The sequence below is a fragment of the Streptomyces sp. NPDC002130 genome, from assembly GCF_040296465.1.
In the GTDB taxonomy this organism is placed as follows: domain Bacteria; phylum Actinomycetota; class Actinomycetes; order Streptomycetales; family Streptomycetaceae; genus Streptomyces.
Genome location: NZ_JBEOXI010000170.1, coordinates 1 through 18249, shown reverse-complemented (window position 1 = coordinate 18249; position 18249 = coordinate 1). Strand labels below are relative to the sequence as shown.

The 18249-nt window shown below is 70.9% G+C and carries 16 protein-coding genes; 12 read left to right on the top strand and 4 right to left on the bottom strand.

Features of this window, described 5'->3' with window-relative positions; translation table 11 throughout:
- Nucleotides 1-171: 171 nt before the first annotated feature.
- From ABT116_RS27960 to mutM, 4 genes are all read left to right on the top strand, one after another.
- Complete coding sequence (locus ABT116_RS27960) at nucleotides 172-822, top strand: YceD family protein (protein WP_351639385.1); 651 nt, start codon at nucleotides 172-174, stop codon at nucleotides 820-822.
- Between the two features lie 2 nt (nucleotides 823-824).
- On the top strand, nucleotides 825-998 hold the full coding sequence (gene rpmF / locus ABT116_RS27955; protein ID WP_003951102.1) for a 50S ribosomal protein L32: 174 nt from the start codon (nucleotides 825-827) through the stop codon (nucleotides 996-998).
- A 7-nt stretch (nucleotides 999-1005) separates the two neighbouring features.
- Nucleotides 1006-1854, top strand: coding sequence for a ribonuclease III (gene rnc / locus ABT116_RS27950; RefSeq protein WP_351639382.1), 849 nt, complete (start codon nucleotides 1006-1008; stop codon nucleotides 1852-1854).
- A gap of 102 nt (nucleotides 1855-1956) precedes the next feature.
- Nucleotides 1957-2817 (top strand): bifunctional DNA-formamidopyrimidine glycosylase/DNA-(apurinic or apyrimidinic site) lyase, encoded by an 861-nt coding sequence (gene mutM, locus ABT116_RS27945; RefSeq protein WP_351639379.1) that lies wholly within the window; start codon nucleotides 1957-1959, stop codon nucleotides 2815-2817.
- Here mutM and ABT116_RS27940 read toward each other — a convergent pair.
- The gene (locus ABT116_RS27940; RefSeq protein ID WP_351639376.1) at nucleotides 2807-3205 is read right to left on the bottom strand and encodes a winged helix-turn-helix transcriptional regulator; all 399 of its coding nucleotides are present in this window, start codon (nucleotides 3203-3205) and stop codon (nucleotides 2807-2809) included. The genes mutM and ABT116_RS27940 overlap by 11 nt on opposite strands.
- 120 nt (nucleotides 3206-3325) lie before the next feature.
- On the bottom strand, nucleotides 3326-4462 hold the full coding sequence (locus ABT116_RS27935) for a CAP domain-containing protein (protein WP_351639372.1): 1137 nt from the start codon (nucleotides 4460-4462) through the stop codon (nucleotides 3326-3328).
- Between the two features lie 161 nt (nucleotides 4463-4623).
- On the opposite strand from ABT116_RS27935, the gene ABT116_RS27930 reads away from it, so the two are divergent.
- From ABT116_RS27930 to ABT116_RS27915, 4 genes are all read left to right on the top strand, one after another.
- Nucleotides 4624-4905: an acylphosphatase gene (locus ABT116_RS27930; protein ID WP_031108009.1), complete on the top strand. Its 282-nt coding sequence runs from the start codon at nucleotides 4624-4626 to the stop codon at nucleotides 4903-4905.
- A gap of 378 nt (nucleotides 4906-5283) precedes the next feature.
- The gene (locus ABT116_RS27925; RefSeq protein WP_030852030.1) at nucleotides 5284-5487 is read left to right on the top strand and encodes a hypothetical protein; all 204 of its coding nucleotides are present in this window, start codon (nucleotides 5284-5286) and stop codon (nucleotides 5485-5487) included.
- 213 nt (nucleotides 5488-5700) lie between these two features.
- Nucleotides 5701-9279 carry a chromosome segregation protein SMC gene (gene smc, locus ABT116_RS27920; protein ID WP_351639370.1) on the top strand — a complete coding sequence of 1193 codons (3579 nt, stop codon included), beginning with the start codon at nucleotides 5701-5703 and terminating at the stop codon, nucleotides 9277-9279.
- Between the two features lie 223 nt (nucleotides 9280-9502).
- Complete coding sequence (locus ABT116_RS27915) at nucleotides 9503-10921, top strand: sugar porter family MFS transporter (RefSeq protein WP_351639367.1); 1419 nt, start codon at nucleotides 9503-9505, stop codon at nucleotides 10919-10921.
- A gap of 109 nt (nucleotides 10922-11030) precedes the next feature.
- Here the strand turns inward: ABT116_RS27915 and ABT116_RS27910 are convergent, their stop codons facing one another.
- Nucleotides 11031-12002: an LLM class flavin-dependent oxidoreductase gene (locus ABT116_RS27910; RefSeq protein ID WP_351639365.1), complete on the bottom strand. Its 972-nt coding sequence runs from the start codon at nucleotides 12000-12002 to the stop codon at nucleotides 11031-11033.
- A gap of 151 nt (nucleotides 12003-12153) precedes the next feature.
- Here ABT116_RS27910 and ftsY point away from each other — a divergent pair, with 151 nt between their 5' ends.
- Complete coding sequence (gene ftsY, locus ABT116_RS27905) at nucleotides 12154-13353, top strand: signal recognition particle-docking protein FtsY (RefSeq protein WP_351639362.1); 1200 nt, start codon at nucleotides 12154-12156, stop codon at nucleotides 13351-13353.
- 110 nt (nucleotides 13354-13463) lie between these two features.
- On the opposite strand, the gene ABT116_RS27900 is transcribed toward ftsY, so the two are convergent.
- The gene (locus ABT116_RS27900) at nucleotides 13464-14126 is read right to left on the bottom strand and encodes a bifunctional DNA primase/polymerase (RefSeq protein WP_351639360.1); all 663 of its coding nucleotides are present in this window, start codon (nucleotides 14124-14126) and stop codon (nucleotides 13464-13466) included.
- A gap of 444 nt (nucleotides 14127-14570) precedes the next feature.
- On the opposite strand from ABT116_RS27900, the gene nsdA reads away from it, so the two are divergent.
- The 3 genes from nsdA (at nucleotide 14571) to ABT116_RS27885 (ending at nucleotide 18075) form a co-directional block, all read left to right on the top strand.
- Nucleotides 14571-16061 carry a transcriptional repressor NsdA gene (nsdA, locus tag ABT116_RS27895; protein WP_351639356.1) on the top strand — a complete coding sequence of 497 codons (1491 nt, stop codon included), beginning with the start codon at nucleotides 14571-14573 and terminating at the stop codon, nucleotides 16059-16061.
- Between the two features lie 338 nt (nucleotides 16062-16399).
- Entirely contained in the window at nucleotides 16400-17740 is a 1341-nt protein-coding gene (locus tag ABT116_RS27890; protein WP_351639354.1) for an ammonium transporter, read from the top strand.
- On the top strand, nucleotides 17737-18075 hold the full coding sequence (locus ABT116_RS27885; RefSeq protein WP_003993253.1) for a P-II family nitrogen regulator: 339 nt from the start codon (nucleotides 17737-17739) through the stop codon (nucleotides 18073-18075). Before ABT116_RS27890 ends, ABT116_RS27885 begins: the two co-directional genes overlap by 4 nt.
- Nucleotides 18076-18249 lie beyond the last annotated feature (174 nt).

Genomic DNA, 18249 nt, shown 5'->3' with positions numbered 1-18249 from the left:
GAGCAGTTGCGGGCCTACGAGCAGGGCCGCGGCCAGGGCTGAGCCCCGGATTGGGCCGAGAGCGAAAGGTCCAGTATCCTGGCTCTTCGGTCGCGCGTACGTCCGCGATCAACGCTGCCCGGGAACACCGAAGGGCAGCGTCCCCCCGAGCACAGCAGACCGAAAGTTGGAATGGCCCTGAACGCCCGCCTCGACCACCGCAACCCCCTCGTGTTCGACACACACGAGCTGGGCCGGCGGCCTGGTGCGCTGCAGCGCCTGACCCGCTCGGTCGACGCTCCCAAGGACCTCGGTATCAAGGGAGTCATCGGAGTGCCGGAAGGCGCCCCGGTGGAGCTCGAACTCCGCCTGGAGTCGGTCATGGAAGGGGTGCTCGTCACAGGCACCGCCCGTGCCGCGGCCGAGGGGGAGTGCGTAAGGTGTCTGGAGCCGCTCGAGCAGGAGCTCGAAGCGGAGTTCCAGGAGATGTTCTCGTACCCTGACGCCGATGACCGGGGCCGCGTGATCGCGGAACCGGGCGACGACGCCGAGGACGACGAGGACAGGCTCTTCCTCGAGGACGGCTTGTTCGACCTCGAGCCCGTGCTGCGTGATGCGGTGGTGCTCGCACTGCCGATGCAGCCGGTGTGCCGGGAAGACTGCCCCGGGCTGTGCGCCGAGTGCGGCGCGCGGCTGGCGGACGACCCGGACCACCACCACGACGCCGTCGACATCCGTTGGGCGGCATTGCAGGGACTCGCCGGCACCATGAAGGACGGCGAGAAGGACGAGATGAGCGGCGCTGACGCGGAAGCGGGCGTCGACGAGAAGCAGGAGAAGTAGCCGTGGCTGTTCCGAAGCGGAAGATGTCGCGCAGCAACACGCGCCACCGCCGGTCGCAGTGGAAGGCTGCGGTCCCCACCCTGGTTGCGTGCGAGCGCTGCCACGAGCCCAAGCAGCAGCACATCGCGTGCCCGTCGTGCGGCACCTACAACAAGCGCCAGGTCCTCGAGGTCTGAGCGGCTGGTGAGAGGCACTGTGTCCACGCCTAAGAACAAGTCCTCCCGTGCGAGCGGGAGCGCTCCGGCGGACAACCAGGCCTCGTCCCACACGCTTCTGGAAGGGCGGCTCGGGTACAAGCTCGAGTCCGCCCTTCTGGTGCGCGCACTGACCCACCGGTCGTACGCATACGAGAACGGCGGTCTGCCGACCAACGAGCGCCTGGAGTTCCTCGGGGACTCCGTCCTCGGCCTCGTGGTCACGGACACGCTGTACCGCACTCACCCCGACCTGCCGGAAGGCCAGCTGGCCAAACTGCGGGCGGCGGTGGTGAACTCGCGTGCGCTCGCCGAGGTGGGCCGTGGGCTCGACCTGGGCTCCTTCATCCGGCTCGGCCGGGGTGAAGAGGGCACGGGCGGCCGGGACAAGGCGTCCATCCTCGCCGACACCCTCGAAGCGGTGATCGGCGCGGTCTACCTGGACCAGGGACTGGACTCGGCGGCGGAGCTCGTGCACCGCCTGTTCGACCCCCTGATCGAGAAGTCCTCGAACCTCGGAGCCGGCCTGGACTGGAAGACCAGTCTCCAGGAGCTCACCGCGACCGAGGGGCTCGGTGTCCCCGAGTACCTGGTCACGGAGACCGGCCCCGACCACGAGAAGACCTTCACTGCTGCCGCCCGCGTCGGAGGCGTCTCGTACGGCACCGGCACCGGCCGCAGCAAGAAGGAGGCGGAGCAGCAGGCCGCCGAGTCCGCATGGCGGTCCATCCGGGCCGCGGCGGACGAGCGCGCCAAGGCGGCCAAGGCCGCCGAGGCGACGCAGACGGCAGCTGCTCAGGCCGCCCACGCGGCCGTCGACGGCTCCGCCGACGGCTGACCGCCGCCGCCCGCACCGGGCGGCAAGCACAGCGCACCCGAGCGCCCGCCCCTGCCCGGGGCGGGCGCTCGCGTCATCCACACGTCTGGGACGGGGGAGCCCATGCCCGAGTTGCCCGAGGTCGAGGTCGTACGGCGCGGTCTCGAGCGGTGGGTCGCCCACCGGACCGTCGCCGAGGCCGAGGTGCTGCACCCGCGCGCGGTACGCCGCCACCTCGCGGGCGCCGACGACTTCGCACACCGTCTGAAGGGCCACCGCATCGGCGTCCCCAGCCGGCGCGGCAAGTACCTGTGGCTGCCCCTGGAGGACACCGACCAGTCGATCCTGGCCCACCTCGGCATGAGCGGCCAGCTCCTGGTCCAGCCGCACAACGCGCCGGACGAGAAGCACCTGCGCATCCGCGTCCGCTTCACCGACACGCTGGACACCGAACTCCGCTTCGTCGACCAGCGCACCTTCGGCGGCCTCTCGCTGCACGACAACACCCCCGACGGCCTGCCGGACGTCATCGCGCACATCGCCTGCGACCCGCTCGATACGCTCTTCGACGACGAGGCCTTCCACCGGGCGCTGCGCCGCAAGCGGTCCACGATCAAGCGGGCGCTGCTCGACCAGTCGCTGATCAGCGGCGTCGGCAACATCTACGCGGACGAGGCCCTGTGGCGCGCCCGCATCCACTACGAGCGCCCGACCGCGACCTTCACCCGCCCCCGCACCCTGATGCTGCTGGGGCATGTACGGGACGTGATGAACGCGGCCCTCGCGGTGGGCGGCACCAGCTTCGACAGCCTGTACGTCAACGTCAACGGCGAGTCGGGCTACTTCGACCGGTCGCTCGACGCGTACGGCCGCGAGGGCCTGCCCTGCCGGCGCTGCGGCACGCCCATGCGGCGCCGGCCCTGGATGAACCGGTCGAGCTACTACTGCCCGAAGTGCCAGCGACCGCCGCGGATCACGCCCTAGCGGAGTCGTACCGCTCGCGCGCGGCCAGGACCTCGTCCATGCTGCCCTCCACGAAATGGATCAGGGCGAGCAGCCGCTGCGCCACCTCGCGCCCCAGGGGCGTCAGTTCGTAGTCCACCCGGGGCGGATTGGTCGGCTGGGCCTCGCGGTGGACCAGGCCGTCACGCTCCAGGGCGTGCAGCGTCTGGGACAGCATCTTCTCGCTGACCCCGTCGACGCGGCGGCGCAGCTCGTTGAAGCGCAGCGACCCCTCGTACAGGGCGCCGAGCGCGAGGCCGCCCCAGCGGCCCGTGACGTGCTCCAGCGTGCCGCGCGACGGGCAGGCCTTGGCGAACACGTTGAACGGGAGGTCTTCGAGGCCCTCCGTGAGCCCCTCGGTGGTGGTCATACGTCCAGCGTACGCCAGCGCAGCGCTAACCAGTAGATTGCACTAACCAATGGTTAGCGCTCTCGGGCGGTCGCAGGCTTTCTCACTGTCCTGGCCGCCGCCCGAGTTCTGCCGGTAGGGCTAGTAGCCGAAGTTCTGTGTCCACCAGGGGCCGCCGGAGCCGAGCTCGACTCCCACGCCCAGCGTCTTGAAGTCGCAGTTCAGTATGTTGGCGCGGTGGCCGGGGCTGTTCATCCAGGCGTCCATCACGGCCGCGGCGTCGGCCTGGCCGCGGGCTATGTTCTCGCCGCCGAGGTTGGATATCCCGGCCTTCTCGGCCCGGTCCCAGGGGGTACGGCCGTCCGGGTCGGTGTGGTCGAAGAAGCCCCGCGCCGCCATGTCCTCGCTGTAGCTCTGGGCCAGGTCCGTGAGAGCGCTGTTGGCGGCGACCGGGCTGCAGCCCACCTTGGCCCGCTCCTCGTTCACGAGGCTGAGCACCTGGGCAGCGGCGGCGGACTCCCCGGACAGGGCGGCGGAGGCGCTGGGCGTCCTCGGTGCCTTCGTGGCCGTACGGGAGGGCGTGGTGTCCGGCTTCTCGCTCGGGGTGGCCGCCGGCTTCTTCTTCTCCGGAGTCTTCTCCTGCGTCTTCTCGGGCTTCTCCGGCGTCTTCGTCGGCGCGGCCGAGGTCTTCGAGGGGGACGGCGACGGTGAGCCGGAACGCTCGGCGTCCCGACTGGTGGACGTCTCGTCCCGGCTGTCGGCACTGCCGGCGGTGCCGCCCTGCTCGATCGGGGTGTTCGTGGGGGTGTCCCCGGCCTGGACCTTGTCGGCCCCGCCGCCCCCGCCGAGCTTGTAGTTGTCGAGACCGGGCACAGCGCCCGTGGCGACCGCGACCGTGCCGAGGGCGACGGCCGCGGAGACGCCGAGCAGCCCGGTGCGCATCGGCCGGGCGGCCTTCTTGCGGCGGCGGTGCGAACCGGCGCGCCGGGCGCCGCCGTCGGGCGTGAAACCGTCGCTCGCGAAGACGGCCGTCTCGCCGTAGCGGTCACCCGTGGCGGACCCCTCGGGCCCCTCGGCGGCGAACAGGTACGCGTCGCTCTTCGCGTAGCTGTCGGCGTACGCCTCCGGGTTCAGATAGGGCGCGATGCCCATCGTCGGGGCGTCGTCCGCGGTGGGGTACAGCGGATCGTGGCCCTCCGCGAAGCCGTCGGCGTGGGTGATTCCCGTGGCGCGGCCCGTGGCGGCGCGGCCGGCGTCGGAGCGTCGGTGGCGTCCCATGTCCTGGCCTTCCTCGTCCTGGCGGTCGACTCGTCCTCGAGATCAACACCAAACTCACTCGATCGTGTGAGTTTCATATGAGATTCGTTGAGGGGGGACGGTACCGCATGGCGCAAGGGGAGGAAGTGCCCGGAGAGAGTTTGGGCGGTTAGGTTGCAGTCATGAGCGAGGATGTGCGACTGGTTGCCTGGGTGCGGGGACGCGTCCAAGGTGTGGGTTTCCGCTGGTTCACGCGGGCCAAGGCATTGGAGATCGGCGGCCTGAGTGGCTTTGCTCTCAATTTGGGCGACGGCCGCGTCCAAGTGGTCGCCGAGGGCGGGCGCGAGGGCTGCGAGGGCCTGCTGGAGTGGCTCCAGGGTGACGACACGCCCGGTCGCGTGGACGGCGTCACCGAGATCTGGGACACACCGCGCGGCGGCTACGACGGCTTCGCCATCCGCTGATCACGTCTGCCGGGCGGCTCACGAGGCGGCCTCCGGGCAGCGTGCCGACAGCCGCCCGGAGAGGAAACTTGCTGGTGATTGCCAGAACCGCTTGCCTTGCCACGCTCCACACGCAAGGATGATCGCCACGCCCCGAGGGCCCCGCAGAAGCCGCAGTACGGCCGTTCCAGGCCGCGCGTGCCCGGGCCGCCCCCCAATACGGGGCGTGATCGTGTTGACCGTCAAACTTTTTGGTGAGACGCTGAAAGCCCCGCGCACCTTAGCTGTTTGGCATGGCTGAACGGCAGTACAACTCCAGGCCCTGCCAAGACCGCGGGTGCGAATCCCTCACGACCCACACCGCAGCGGTCGGTCACGCATTGTGGAGGACCATCCATCATGGCAAAGGCGCTTCTCGGTTACGTCGGCGGCTCCGACCCGCGACTCCTCGCCGAGATGCGACGGCTCCAGCAGCGCGTCCAGGACCTGGAATCCGAGCTCGGACGAATCCAGGCGGAGAACGAGGCGCTCACGGCTGCCGCTTCTCACGACAGGATCATGGAGAGCGTTGACGCACACCAGGCGGAGCCTGCGCTCACCTGATCACTGCACCGCTCCACAACAGCACAGCAGTGGTTGGGCTCGCCCGTCACAACCGCCTGGTTGTCAGAAGTGCAAGGGACGCCCTGTCGGCGTCCCTTCTTTCTTGCCCCCGCATCCTTTCACCGTCTTTAACGTCTGATGTGCCCTGCGCGTTCAGTGGCGAAACCGCGGGTTCATGGAGTGAGACACACCCGGGCGGTAGAGTCCGGCGGCGTGCACCTCAAGGCCCTGACCCTCCGCGGGTTCAAGTCGTTCGCCTCGGCGACCACCCTTCGGTTCGAGCCGGGGATCACGTGCGTCGTCGGACCGAACGGCTCGGGCAAGTCCAACGTCGTCGACGCGCTCAGCTGGGTCATGGGCGAGCAGGGCGCCAAGTCGCTGCGCGGCGGCAAGATGGAGGACGTCATCTTCGCCGGCACCACCGGCCGCCCCCCGCTGGGCCGTGCCGAGGTGTCCCTGACCATCGACAACTCCGACGGGGCCCTGCCCATCGAGTACGCCGAGGTCACCATCACGCGGATCATGTTCCGCAACGGCGGCAGCGAATACCAGATCAACGGCGACATCTGCCGCCTCCTCGACATCCAGGACCTCCTCTCCGACTCCGGCATCGGCCGCGAGATGCACGTGATCGTCGGGCAGGGCCAGCTCGACTCCGTGCTGCACGCCGATCCCATGGGCCGCCGCGCCTTCATCGAGGAGGCTGCCGGTGTCCTCAAGCACCGCAAGCGCAAGGAGAAGGCGCTGCGTAAGCTGGACGCGATGCAGGCCAACCTCGCGCGCGTGCAGGACCTCACCGACGAGCTCCGGCGCCAGCTCAAGCCGCTCGGCCGCCAGGCCGCCGTCGCCCGCAGGGCCGCCGTCATCCAGGCCGACCTGCGCGACGCCCGCCTGCGCCTCCTGGCCGACGACCTCGTACGGCTCCGGGAGGCCCTCAAGGCCGAGGTCGCCGACGAGGCCGCGCTGAAGGAGCGCAAGGAGTCCGCCGAACAGGAGCTGCGCAAGGCGCTCCAGCGCGAGGCCCTCCTGGAGGACGAGGTCCGGCAGCTCACGCCGCGCCTCCAGCGCGCCCAGCAGACCTGGTACGAGCTCTCCCAGCTCGCCGAGCGCGTGCGCGGCACGATCTCACTGGCCGACGCCCGGGTGAAGAGCGCCACCTCGGCGCCCCCCGAGGAGCGGCGTGGCCGCGACCCCGAGGACATGGAGCGCGAGGCCGCCCGGATCCGTGAGCAGGAGGCCGAGCTGGAGGCGGCACTGGAGGCGGCCGAACGCGCCCTGGAGGACACGGTCGCCCACCGCGCCGAGCTGGAGCGCGCGCTCACCGAGGAGGAACGGCGTCTGAAGGACGCCGCCCGCGCCATCGCCGACCGGCGTGAGGGCCTGGCCCGCCTCAGTGGCCAGGTCAACGCCGCCCGCTCCCGCGCGGCCTCCGCCCAGGCCGAGATCGAACGCCTGGCCGCGGCCCGCGACGAGGCGCAGGAACGTGCCGTCGCCGCCCAGGAGGAGTACGAGGCCCTCAAGGCCGAGGTCGACGGCCTCGACGCCGGCGACGCGGAACTCGCCGAGCAGCACGAGACGGCGAAGCAGCAGCTGGCCGAGGCCGAGGCCGCCCTGACGGCGGCCCGCGAAGAGGCCACGGCGGCGGAGCGGAAACGCGCCGCCACCCAGGCCCGCCACGAGACCCTGGCACTCGGCCTGCGCCGCAAGGACGGCACTGGGATACTGCTCGCCGCGAAGGACCGCCTCTCAGGCCTGCTCGGCCCGGCGGCGGAACTGCTGACGGTGGCCCCGGGCCACGAGGTCGCTCTGGCCGCGGCCTTCGGGGCGGCGGCGGACGCGGTCGCGGTGACCAGCCCGTCGTCGGCCGCGGACGCGATCAGGCTCCTCCGCAAACAGGACGGCGGCAGGGCCGCTCTGGTCCTGGCCGGAGATGCACACCCTGGGGGCGCGGGGAACGGCGCGACCGGCCACAACGACGCCGCAGACGCACGACACACCTACGCCGCAGACCTGGTCCGCGGCCCTTCCGACCTGATGCCGGCCGTGCGCCGGCTGCTCCACGGCATCGTCGTCGTCGGCACCCTCGAAGACGCTGAAGACCTCGTATACAGCCACCCCCGCCTCACCGCGGTCACCGCCGAAGGCGACCTCCTCGGCGCCCACTTCGCCCACGGCGGCTCCGCAGGCGCCCCCAGCCTCCTGGAAGTGCAGGCCTCCGTCGACGAGGCCGCCGCCGAGCTGGAGGGTCTGGCCGTCCGCTGTGAGGAACTCACCGAGGCGCAGACCTCGGCCGTGGCGCGGCGCAAGGAATGTGCCGCCCTGGTCGAGGAGCTGGGGGAGCGGCGCCGGGCCGGCGACCGGGAGAAGTCGGCCGTCGCCCAGCAGCTCGGCCGCCTCGCCGGGCAGGCGCGAGGCGCCGCGGGGGAGGCCGAGCGGTCCGCCGCCGCGGCGGCGCGGGCGCAGGATGCCCTGGACAAGGCGCTGCAGGAGGTCGAGGAACTCGCCGAGCGGCTCGCCGTCGCCGAGGAGATGCCGATCGAGGAGGAGCCCGACACCTCCGCGCGGGACCGGCTCGCCGCCGACGGTGCCAACGCGCGCCAGACCGAGATGGAGGCCCGGCTCCAGGCCCGTACGCACGAGGAACGGGTCAAGGCACTGGCCGGGCGGGCCGACTCCCTGGACCGGGCCGCCCGCGCGGAACGCGAGGCACGCGCGCGTGCCGAGCAGCGGCGGGCCCGGCTGCGGCACGAGGCGGCCGTCGCCCAGGCCGTCGGTGCGGGTGCCCGGCAGCTGCTCGAGCACGTCGAGGTCTCCCTGGCCCGCGCCGACGAGGAGCGCACCGCCGCCGAGGCCGCCAAGGCCCGCCGCGAGCAGGAACTCGCCCGCGCCCGCACCGAGGGGCGTGATCTCAAGGGCGAGCTCGACAAGTTGACGGATTCGGTCCACCGTGGCGAGGTACTCGGCGCCGAGAAGCGGCTGCGCATCGAGCAGCTGGAGACCAAGGCGCTGGAGGAGCTGGGTGTCGAACCGGCCGGACTGGTGGCGGAGTACGGTCCGCACCAGCTCGTGCCGCCCTCGCCCCCCGCCGAAGGCGAGGAGCTGCCGGAGGACCCGGAGCACCCGCGCAACCTGCCCAGGCCGTATCTCCGGGCCGAGCAGGAGAAGCGCCTCAAGGCCGCCGAGCGTGCCTACCAGCAGCTCGGCAAGGTGAACCCGCTCGCCCTGGAGGAGTTCGCGGCGCTGGAGGAACGCCACCAGTTCCTCAGCGAGCAGCTCGAGGACCTGAAGAAGACGCGGGCGGATCTCCTGCAGGTGGTGAAGGAGGTCGACGAGCGCGTCGAGCAGGTCTTCACCGAGGCCTACCGCGACACGGCCCGGGAGTTCGAGGGCGTCTTCGGCCGGCTCTTCCCCGGTGGTGAGGGGCGGCTGATCCTGACCGACCCCGAGAACATGCTCACCACGGGCGTGGACGTCGAGGCGCGTCCGCCGGGCAAGAAGGTCAAGAGGCTGTCGCTGCTCTCGGGCGGGGAGCGCTCGCTGACCGCGGTGGCGATGCTCGTGTCGATCTTCAAGGCCCGGCCCAGCCCGTTCTACGTCATGGACGAGGTCGAGGCCGCCCTCGACGACACCAACCTCCAGCGGCTCATCCGGATCATGCAGGAGCTCCAGGAAGCCTCCCAGCTGATCGTGATCACCCACCAGAAGCGCACCATGGAGGTCGCCGACGCGCTCTACGGCGTCTCCATGCAGGGCGACGGTGTGTCGAAGGTCATCAGCCAGCGCCTCCGTTAAATAGGTGCGCTCTACACCGGTCTCACCTGCGTGAATCTGCGGCTTCAACACTTGAACACATACCCGACACATTCCTGCCTCAGATTCACAGCTCTGGACCTATTGACTTCGAAACTTGAAGACATAGTCTCGGCAACGTTCCTTTTACCTTCAGGTACCTTCAGGTGGCACCTCGAAGGGCTGATCCCCTCCGGCAGCGTTGCCGGTGGCCCGAGGAGTACACGTGACCAGCACAGCGCAGGCACCCAAGTCAGGAGCCAGGACGGCTCACCCCGATCATCTCGGGCACGTCATCTTCATCGCGGCGGCGGCCGCGATGGGCGGTTTCCTGTTCGGCTACGACAGCTCCGTGATCAACGGCGCCGTCGAGGCCATCCGTGACCGCTACGACGTCGGGTCAGCGGCCCTCGCCCAGGTCATCGCCATCGCCCTCATCGGCTGCGCCGTCGGCGCCGCGACCGCCGGCCGCATAGCCGACCGCATCGGCCGCATCCGGTGCATGCAGATCGCCGCGGCCCTCTTCACCGTCAGCGCCGTCGGCTCCGCGCTGCCCTTCGCGCTGTGGGACCTCGCCTTCTGGCGTGTCGTCGGCGGCTTCGCCATCGGCATGGCCTCCGTGATCGGCCCGGCCTACATCGCCGAGGTCGCCCCGCCCGCCTACCGCGGCCGGCTCGGCTCCTTCCAGCAGGCCGCGATCGTCATCGGCATCGCCGTGTCGCAGCTGGTCAACTGGGGTCTGCTGAACGCCGCCGACGGTGACCAGCGCGGCAAGCTGATGGGCCTGGAGGCCTGGCAGGTCATGCTCGGCGTCATGGTCGTCCCGGCCGTCCTCTACGGCCTGCTCTCCTTCGCCATCCCAGAGTCCCCGCGCTTCCTCATCTCCGTCGGCAAGCACGAGCGCGCCCGGGAGATCCTCGCCGAGGTCGAGGGCAAGGACGTCGACCTGAACGCCCGTGTCGCCGAGATCGAGGGCGCCATGAAGAGCGAGCACAAGTCGAGCTTCAAGGACCTGCTCGGCGGCGGCTTCTTCTTCAAGCCGATCGTCTGGATCGGCATCGGGCTGTCGGTCTTCCAGCAGTTCGTCGGCATCAACGTCGCCTTCTACTACTCCGCGACGCTGTGGCAGTCGGTCGGCGTCGACCCCGCGGACTCGTTCTTCTACTCCTTCACCACGTCGATCATCAACATCCTCGGCACCGTCATCGCGATGATCTTCGTCGACCGCATCGGCCGCCGGCCGCTCGCGATCATCGGCTCGGTCGGCATGGTCGTCGGCCTGGCGCTGGAGGCCTGGGCGTTCTCCCACCACCTCGTCGACGGCAAGCTGCCGGCCACGCAGGGCTGGATCGCCCTGATCGCCGCGCACGTCTTCGTCCTCTTCTTCGCCCTGTCCTGGGGTGTGGTGGTCTGGGTCATGCTCGGCGAGATGTTCCCGAACCGGATCCGCGCCGCCGCCCTGGGCGTGGCCGCCGCAGCGCAGTGGATCGCCAACTGGGCCATCACCGCGAGCTTCCCGTCGCTGGCCGACTGGAACCTCTCCCTGACCTACGTGATCTACACCGCGTTCGCCGCGCTCTCGATCCCGTTCGTCCTGAAGTTCGTCAAGGAGACGAAGGGCAAGGCCCTGGAGGAGATGGGCTAGCCCCTCCCGCGACTCGGGGAGAAGGGCCAAGTCCCCGCTGCCCCTCTCCCCGTAACCCGCCACCGCCCCGGTTCGGCCACTGCCCGAGCCGGGGCGGCGGTCTGTCGTCTCACCCGGCCAGCCGGGGCAGCACCCGCTCGCAGAACAGTTGCAGGCTCCGCCACCCCTCCTCCACCGGCATCCCGCCCGCCAGCGGATGCAGGACGTAGGACTCCAGCCCGAGCGCCACGCACGCCTCCGGGGTGAGGATCCGGTACACGCCCTCCGCGCGCAGCTCCTCGACCGTCGCCGCGGCCGACTTCACCGCCGAGCGCATCCCGCCCGGCTGCCAGGAGGCGTATGTCCGGGCCTCGTGCAGGAAGTGCCGCCCGTACTGCGCCCAGGCCCGGTCCGGATCCTCCGCCACGTGCAGCAGGGGCGTCTCGGCGGCGGGCATCATCACCCAGCCCTCGGTGCCGTACTCGACCAGCAGCTCCTTGTAGTACGTCTCCAGCTCCGGCAGATGCGCGCTGGGGAAGAACGGCAGACCGAGCCGGGCGGCGCGGCGGGCCGCTGCCCGGGACGAGCCGCCGACCAGGAGCAGCGGGTGCGGTTCGGTGCAGGGGCGCGGGGTGACACGGACCGTGCGGCCCCGGTAGGAGAAGGGCTCGCCCGTCCAGGCCGCCAGGAGTGTCTCCAGCAGCTCGTCCTGGAGTCTCCCGCGCCGGGCGAAGTCCACCCCGAACTGCTCGTACTCCTCCGGGCGGTACCCGATCCCGGCGACCGTCACCAGCCGCCCGCCGCTCAGCAGGTCCAGCACGGCGATCTCCTCGGCCAGCCGCAGCGGGTCGTGCAACGGGCCGATGATCGCCGAGACGGTGACCGCGATGCGCCGGGTCGCGCCGAAGACGGCCCCCGCGAAGGCGAACGGCGACGGCAGCCAGTTGTTGTCCGCCCCGTGGTGTTCCTCCGTCTGCACGGTGCTCACACCCCGGTCGTCGGCGTACGCGGCCATCTCCAGGGCCGCCCGGTAGCGGGCACCGAGCTCGGCGGGCGTCGCCCCGGGAGCGACGAGATTGAAGCGTGCGACCGTGACGGGCATGGGGGCGTCTCCCTCCGCCGGGCGGGTGTCCGGGGGACGTTAGCTGACGACGCGTCAGACATCCAGGGGTGTGGAGATCCGGCGGCGCCCGGCCCGGCGGGGCGGTGCGAGCGGGGTGTCCCGGGGGCCCATGACTGATACTGGACCCGTTATGGACATCGTCATCCTTGCTGTAGTCATCGCCGTGGTCGTGCTCGGCGCGCTCGGCGGGCTCATCGTCGGCAGCCGGCGCAAGAAGCAGCTGCCCCCGCCCCCGCCCGCAGCGCCCGACATCACCGCCCCACCGGCCGAGCCGCATGTCGGCGACGAGGCCGAGACGCCGCGGGAGGAACCGCGGCGCACCATCGAGGAGGTGGATCTCCCGGACGGCTCGGCTCCGGTCGTAGTCGAGGAGCCGCCCGCCGAAGCTCCCCAGATCGAGATCCCGGAACCCACCGCCGGCCGCCTGGTCCGGCTGCGGACCCGGCTCTCCCGCTCGCAGAACGCCCTCGGCAAGGGGCTGCTCACCCTGCTGTCGCGCGAGCATCTCGACGAGGACACCTGGGAGGAGATCGAGGACACGCTGCTCACCGCCGACGTCGGCGTGCAGCCCACCCAGGAACTGGTCGAGCGGCTGCGCGAGCGGGTGAAGGTGCTCGGCACCCGCACCCCCGTGGAACTGCGCACCCTGCTCCGCGAGGAACTGGTCACGCTGGTCGGCCGCGACATGGACCGCGTGGTCAAGACCGAGCCGGAGGACCGCAAGCCGGGCATCGTCATGGTCGTCGGCGTCAACGGCACCGGCAAGACCACCACCACCGGCAAGCTCGCCCGCGTCCTGGTCGCCGACGGCCAGAGTGTCGTGCTCGGCGCCGCCGACACCTTCCGTGCCGCCGCCGCCGACCAGCTCCAGACCTGGGGCGAGCGGGTCGGCGCCCACACCGTGCGCGGACCGGAGGGCGGCGACCCCGCCTCCGTCGCCTTCGACGCGGTCAAGGAGGGCAAGGAGATGGGTGCGAACGTCGTGCTCATCGACACCGCCGGCCGCCTGCACACCAAGACCGGACTCATGGACGAGCTCGGCAAGGTCAAGCGGGTCGTGGAGAAGCAGGCCCCGGTCGACGAGGTGCTGCTCGTCCTGGACGCCACCACCGGCCAGAACGGCCTGGTGCAGGCCCGGGTCTTCTCCGAGGTCGTCGACATCACCGGCATCGTGCTCACCAAGCTCGACGGCACGGCCAAGGGCGGCATCGTGGTCGCTGTCCAGCGCGAGCTGGGCGTGCCGGTCAAGCTCGTCGGGCTCGGCGAGGGCGCGGACGACCTGGCGCCGTTCGAGCCGGAGGCGTTCGTTGACGCCCTTATCGGGGAGTGAGCTCGGCACCAGCCGCGGCACGACCTGCGAAGAACCGCACCTGCGCGAGAAGCGCCCGCCCCCGAGGTGCAGTCGGGGCCGGGCGCTTCGCTCTGTGTCCTCGCCTGCGCCTACGCCCGTGAGCGGTGCGCCACGTACGCCAGCGTGCCCAGCACCAGGCGGGCCTCCGGCGGCCGGGACGCCGAGTCCAGGGCGGGGGAGCGCAGCCAGCGCACCGGACCCAGGCCGCCGCGGTCGGAGGGCGGCGCCGTGATGTACGCGCCCGGGCCGAGGCCGCGCAGGTCGAGGGAGTCCGGGTCGTCCCAGCCCATGCGGTAGAGCAGGCCGGGGAGATCGGCGGCGGCGCCGGGGGCGACGAAGAAGTGCGCGCGGCCGTCCGGGGTCGCCGCGACCGGGCCGACCGGCAGGCCCATGCGCTCCAGCCGGGCCAGCGCGCGGCAGCCGGCGGGCTCGGCCACCTCGATGACGTCGAACGCCCCGCCGACCGGCAGCATCACCGAGGCGCCGGGGAACTCGGCCCACGTCCGTGTCACGGCGTCCAGCGTGGCCCCGGCCGCGAGCACCGGCGCGAAGCCGAGCGGGTGCGCGCCGGGGGCGGGGCAGTCGCTGCGACCGCAGGAGCAGGCGCCCGCCGAGGCCCGGGCGCCCGGCACCACGTCCCAGCCCCACAGCCCGGTGTACTCGGCCACGGCCGTGCCGTCCGACGTGCGGCGGCGACGTGAGCCGGACCGGATGTCGCGCATGCCACGGTTGATGCCGATCGTGAAGCCCATGCCCCCTCCAACGGGTCCGGCGCCCGGTGGTTACGCAGCGGACGCGGTGCGTGACTCTCTGTTTCCGCCTTCCCGGTGGCGGCCCGCCCACTCGGCGCCCGGATGTGCCCGGGGTGGCGCGTCCGGCGACGCGCGCCCCCAAGTGCATCGCTGCACCCACTCCTGGTTGTGCTGTGTCAAGTGAATCGCGCCCAGGCGTACATGAGTTCATTCGAAGGGGTGGCGAATGGTGGCGTTTCCGTGTGAGCCGTGGCTGGACGGGTGATCGTAGGATTACTTTGTGTGCACGAGCCCTGGGGGCACATGCGCTCGTGGGTATGCCGGAGGCAAGTCGTCATTCCGTTCGAAGGGTGACAAGGGCCGGACGGACGGCCGTACGAACCGGCATGCTGATAGGGCTTGGCGCACTCGGCGACAAGTGGTCTCAGGGATGGGGGCGTTCCAGTGAGCGGCAACGGCGGAAGCGGAACGAACGCTGCGAGCGCGACGCACGCTGACAAGCGCCCCAACGAGCTGCTCACCTCCTGGTTCGTGCGAAGCGGCTGGTCCAAGGGCGAGCTCGCCCGCCAGGTCAACCGCAGGGCACGGCAGTTGGGCGCCAATCACATCTCCACGGACACCTCGCGGGTGCGCCGCTGGCTCGACGGCGAGAACCCCCGCGAGCCGATCCCCAGGATCCTGTCCGAGCTGTTCTCCGAGCGCTTCGGCGTCGTCGTCTCCGTCGAGGACCTGGGCCTGCGCGCCGCGCGCCAGTCACCCTCGGCGACCGGTGTCGACCTGCCCTGGACGGGCCCGCAGACCGTGGCCCTGCTCAGCGAGTTCTCGCGCAGCGACCTGATGCTGGCGCGGCGCGGCTTCCTCGGGAGCTCGCTGGCCCTGTCTGCGGGCCCGGCCCTCATCGAGCCCATGCAGCGCTGGCTCGTCCCCTCGCCGCCGGCCTCGCGCTCCGAGCCCGCGGGAGGCTCCGGGCGCGCCCGCGGCCGGCTCTCCAAGCCGGAGCTGGACCTCCTGGAGTCCACGACGGTGATGTTCCGGCAGTGGGACGCCCAGTGCGGCGGCGGCCTGCGCCGCAAGGCGGTCGTCGGGCAGCTGCACGAGGTGACGGACCTCCTCCAGGAGCCCCAGCCCGAGTCCACCACCCGGCGCCTGTTCAAGGTCGCCGCCGAACTCGCCGAGCTGGCCGGCTGGATGTCGTACGACATCGGGCTCCAGCCGACCGCCCAGAAGTACTTCGTGCTCGCGCTGCACGCCGCCAAGGAGGCCGGTGACCGGCCGCTCGGCTCGTACGTGCTGTCCAGCATGAGCCGTCAGATGATCCACCTCGGCCGGCCCGACGACGCACTGGAGCTGATCCATCTCGCGCAGTACGGCAGCCGGGACTGCGCGAGTCCGCGCACCCAGTCGATGCTGTATGCGATGGAGGCCCGCGCCTACGCCAACATGGGGCAGCCCGGCAAGTGCAAGCGTGCGGTGCGGATGGCCGAGGACACCTTCTCCGAGGCCGACGAGTGGGACGAGCCCGACCCCGACTGGATCCGCTTCTTCTCCGAGGCCGAGCTGCACGGGGAGAACTCCCACTCCTACCGCGACCTGGCCTACGTCGCCGGCCGCAGCCCCACCTACGCCTCGCTGGCCGAGCCCCTGATGAACCGGGCCGTGAAGCTCTTCGCCGAGGACGGCGAGCACCAGCGGTCGTACGCACTGAACCTGATCGGCATGGCCACGGTGCACCTCCTCCAGCGCGAGCCCGAGCGGAGCACGGTCTTCGCCACCGAGGCCATGCAGGTCGCCAAGAAGGTCCGCTCCGAGCGGGTCAACACCCGGATCCGGAAGACGGTCGACACCGCCGCCCGCGAATTCGGCGACCTCGGCGAGGTCGTCGACCTCACCGAGCGGCTCGCGGCGGAACTGCCCGAGACCGCCGAGGCGGTCTGAGGAGCCGCCCGACCTCCTGAACCCCGGCCGCGGCCGGCCCTCCCGAACTGCCCGACTCGGCTCCCCCATGCCAGGTCATCGGAAGGCCGACCGCGGCCGGTCTGTGCGCCCACGGCTGCCTGAAAGCCGAAGGTTGCGCCACGATAACGATCGGCTCGCCCGCAAGTGGGCAGTTCATCGACGCGTAACACAGAACCCGCCTTCGTCACGGCCGCGAAACAACGAGGGGCTTCCACCGAAACCGCGCTGCGCCAATCTCGTGGCGCATAACCGGCCCGCCCCTCATTCCGCTCGAGGCTTCGCCCGCACGGGGCCGTACCAATGACGAGGAGACGCCGATGGCACCAGCCATCACCCTTGCCGCAGAGGCGCCCAAGCTCTCTGCCGCGAACACAGGGTTCATGCTCATCTGTTCCGCCCTGGTGATGCTCATGACCCCGGGTCTGGCCTTCTTCTACGGAGGCATGGTCCGCGTCAAGAGCACCCTGAACATGCTGATGATGAGCTTCATCAGCCTCGGGATCGTCACCATCCTGTGGGTGCTGTACGGCTTCTCCATGGCGTTCGGCACCGACTCCGGCAGCCTCATCGGCTGGAACTCCGACTGGGTCGGCCTCGGCAACATCGGCCTCACCGAGCTGTGGCCCGGCTACACCATCCCGGTGTTCGTGTTCCTGGTCTTCCAGCTGATGTTCGCGATCATCACGCCCGCCCTGATCAGCGGTGCCCTCGCGGACCGCGTGAAGTTCAGCGCGTGGGCGCTGTTCATCGCCCTGTGGGCCACGGTCGTCTACTTCCCGGTCGCGCACTGGGTCTGGGGCACCGGCGGCTGGGCCTTCGAACTGGGCGTCATCGACTTCGCCGGTGGTACGGCGGTGCACATCAACGCGGGCGCCGCGGCGCTCGGCGTGATCCTCGTCATCGGCAAGCGCGTCGGCTTCAAGAGGGACCCGATGCGCCCGCACAGCCTGCCGCTGGTCATGCTCGGCGCCGGTCTGCTGTGGTTCGGCTGGTTCGGCTTCAACGCCGGCTCCTGGCTCGGCAACGACGACGGCGTCGGCGCGCTGATGTTCGTCAACACCCAGATCGCCACCGCCGCCGCCATGCTGGCCTGGCTCATCTACGAGAAGATCCGCCACGGCGCGTTCACCACGCTGGGCGCCGCCTCCGGCGCGGTCGCGGGCCTGGTCGCCATCACCCCGGCCGGTGGCGCGGTCACCCCGCTCGGCGCGATCGCCGTCGGCGCCATCGCCGGTGTGCTGTGCGCCATGGCCGTCGGCCTGAAGTACAAGTTCGGCTACGACGACTCCCTCGACGTCGTCGGCGTCCACCTGGTCGGCGGTGTCCTCGGCTCCCTGCTGATCGGCTTCTTCGCCAGCGGCAAGGGCCAGTCCGAGGTCGAGGGCCTCTTCTACGGCGGCGGCCTGACCCAGTTCTGGAAGCAGTGCGCCGGTGTCTTCGCGGTCCTCGCCTACTCCCTGATCGTCTCCGCGATCCTCGCCTTCATCCTCGACAAGACCATGGGCATGCGGGTCACCGAGGACGACGAGGTGGCCGGCATCGACCAGGCCGAGCACGCCGAGACCGCATACGACTTCAGCGGCGCCGGTGGCGGCGCCGCCAAGACCGCCGCCACGGCCCCGGTCGCCGCGGCCGCGAGCAAGAAGGTGGACGCATGAAGCTCATCACCGCCGTCGTGAAGCCGCACCGGCTCGACGAGATCAAGGAGGCCCTGCAGGCCTTCGGAGTACACGGCCTGACGGTCACCGAGGCCAGCGGCTACGGTCGTCAGCGGGGCCACACCGAGGTCTACCGGGGCGCCGAGTACACCGTCGACCTGGTCCCCAAGATCCGCATCGAGGTCCTGGTCGAGGACGACGACGCCGAGCAGCTGATCGACGTCGTGGTCAAGGCGGCCCGCACCGGCAAGATCGGTGACGGCAAGGTCTGGTCGATCCCGGTCGACACGGCCGTACGGGTCAGGACCGGCGAGCGCGGTCCCGACGCGCTCTGAAGGCCCTTGACGCAGGCAAACAGAACAGGAGTCGCTGGGTGACGGGTACGGACGTGCAGAAGGAAGCAGAGGACTCGGGACCCAGCGGCTACGCGGCGGCCCGGCTGCGTCTCCTCACCGAGGAGGCGCGGTCCGGGCCGCCGCGCCGTGCGGCCCTGGCCGAACTGACCGACG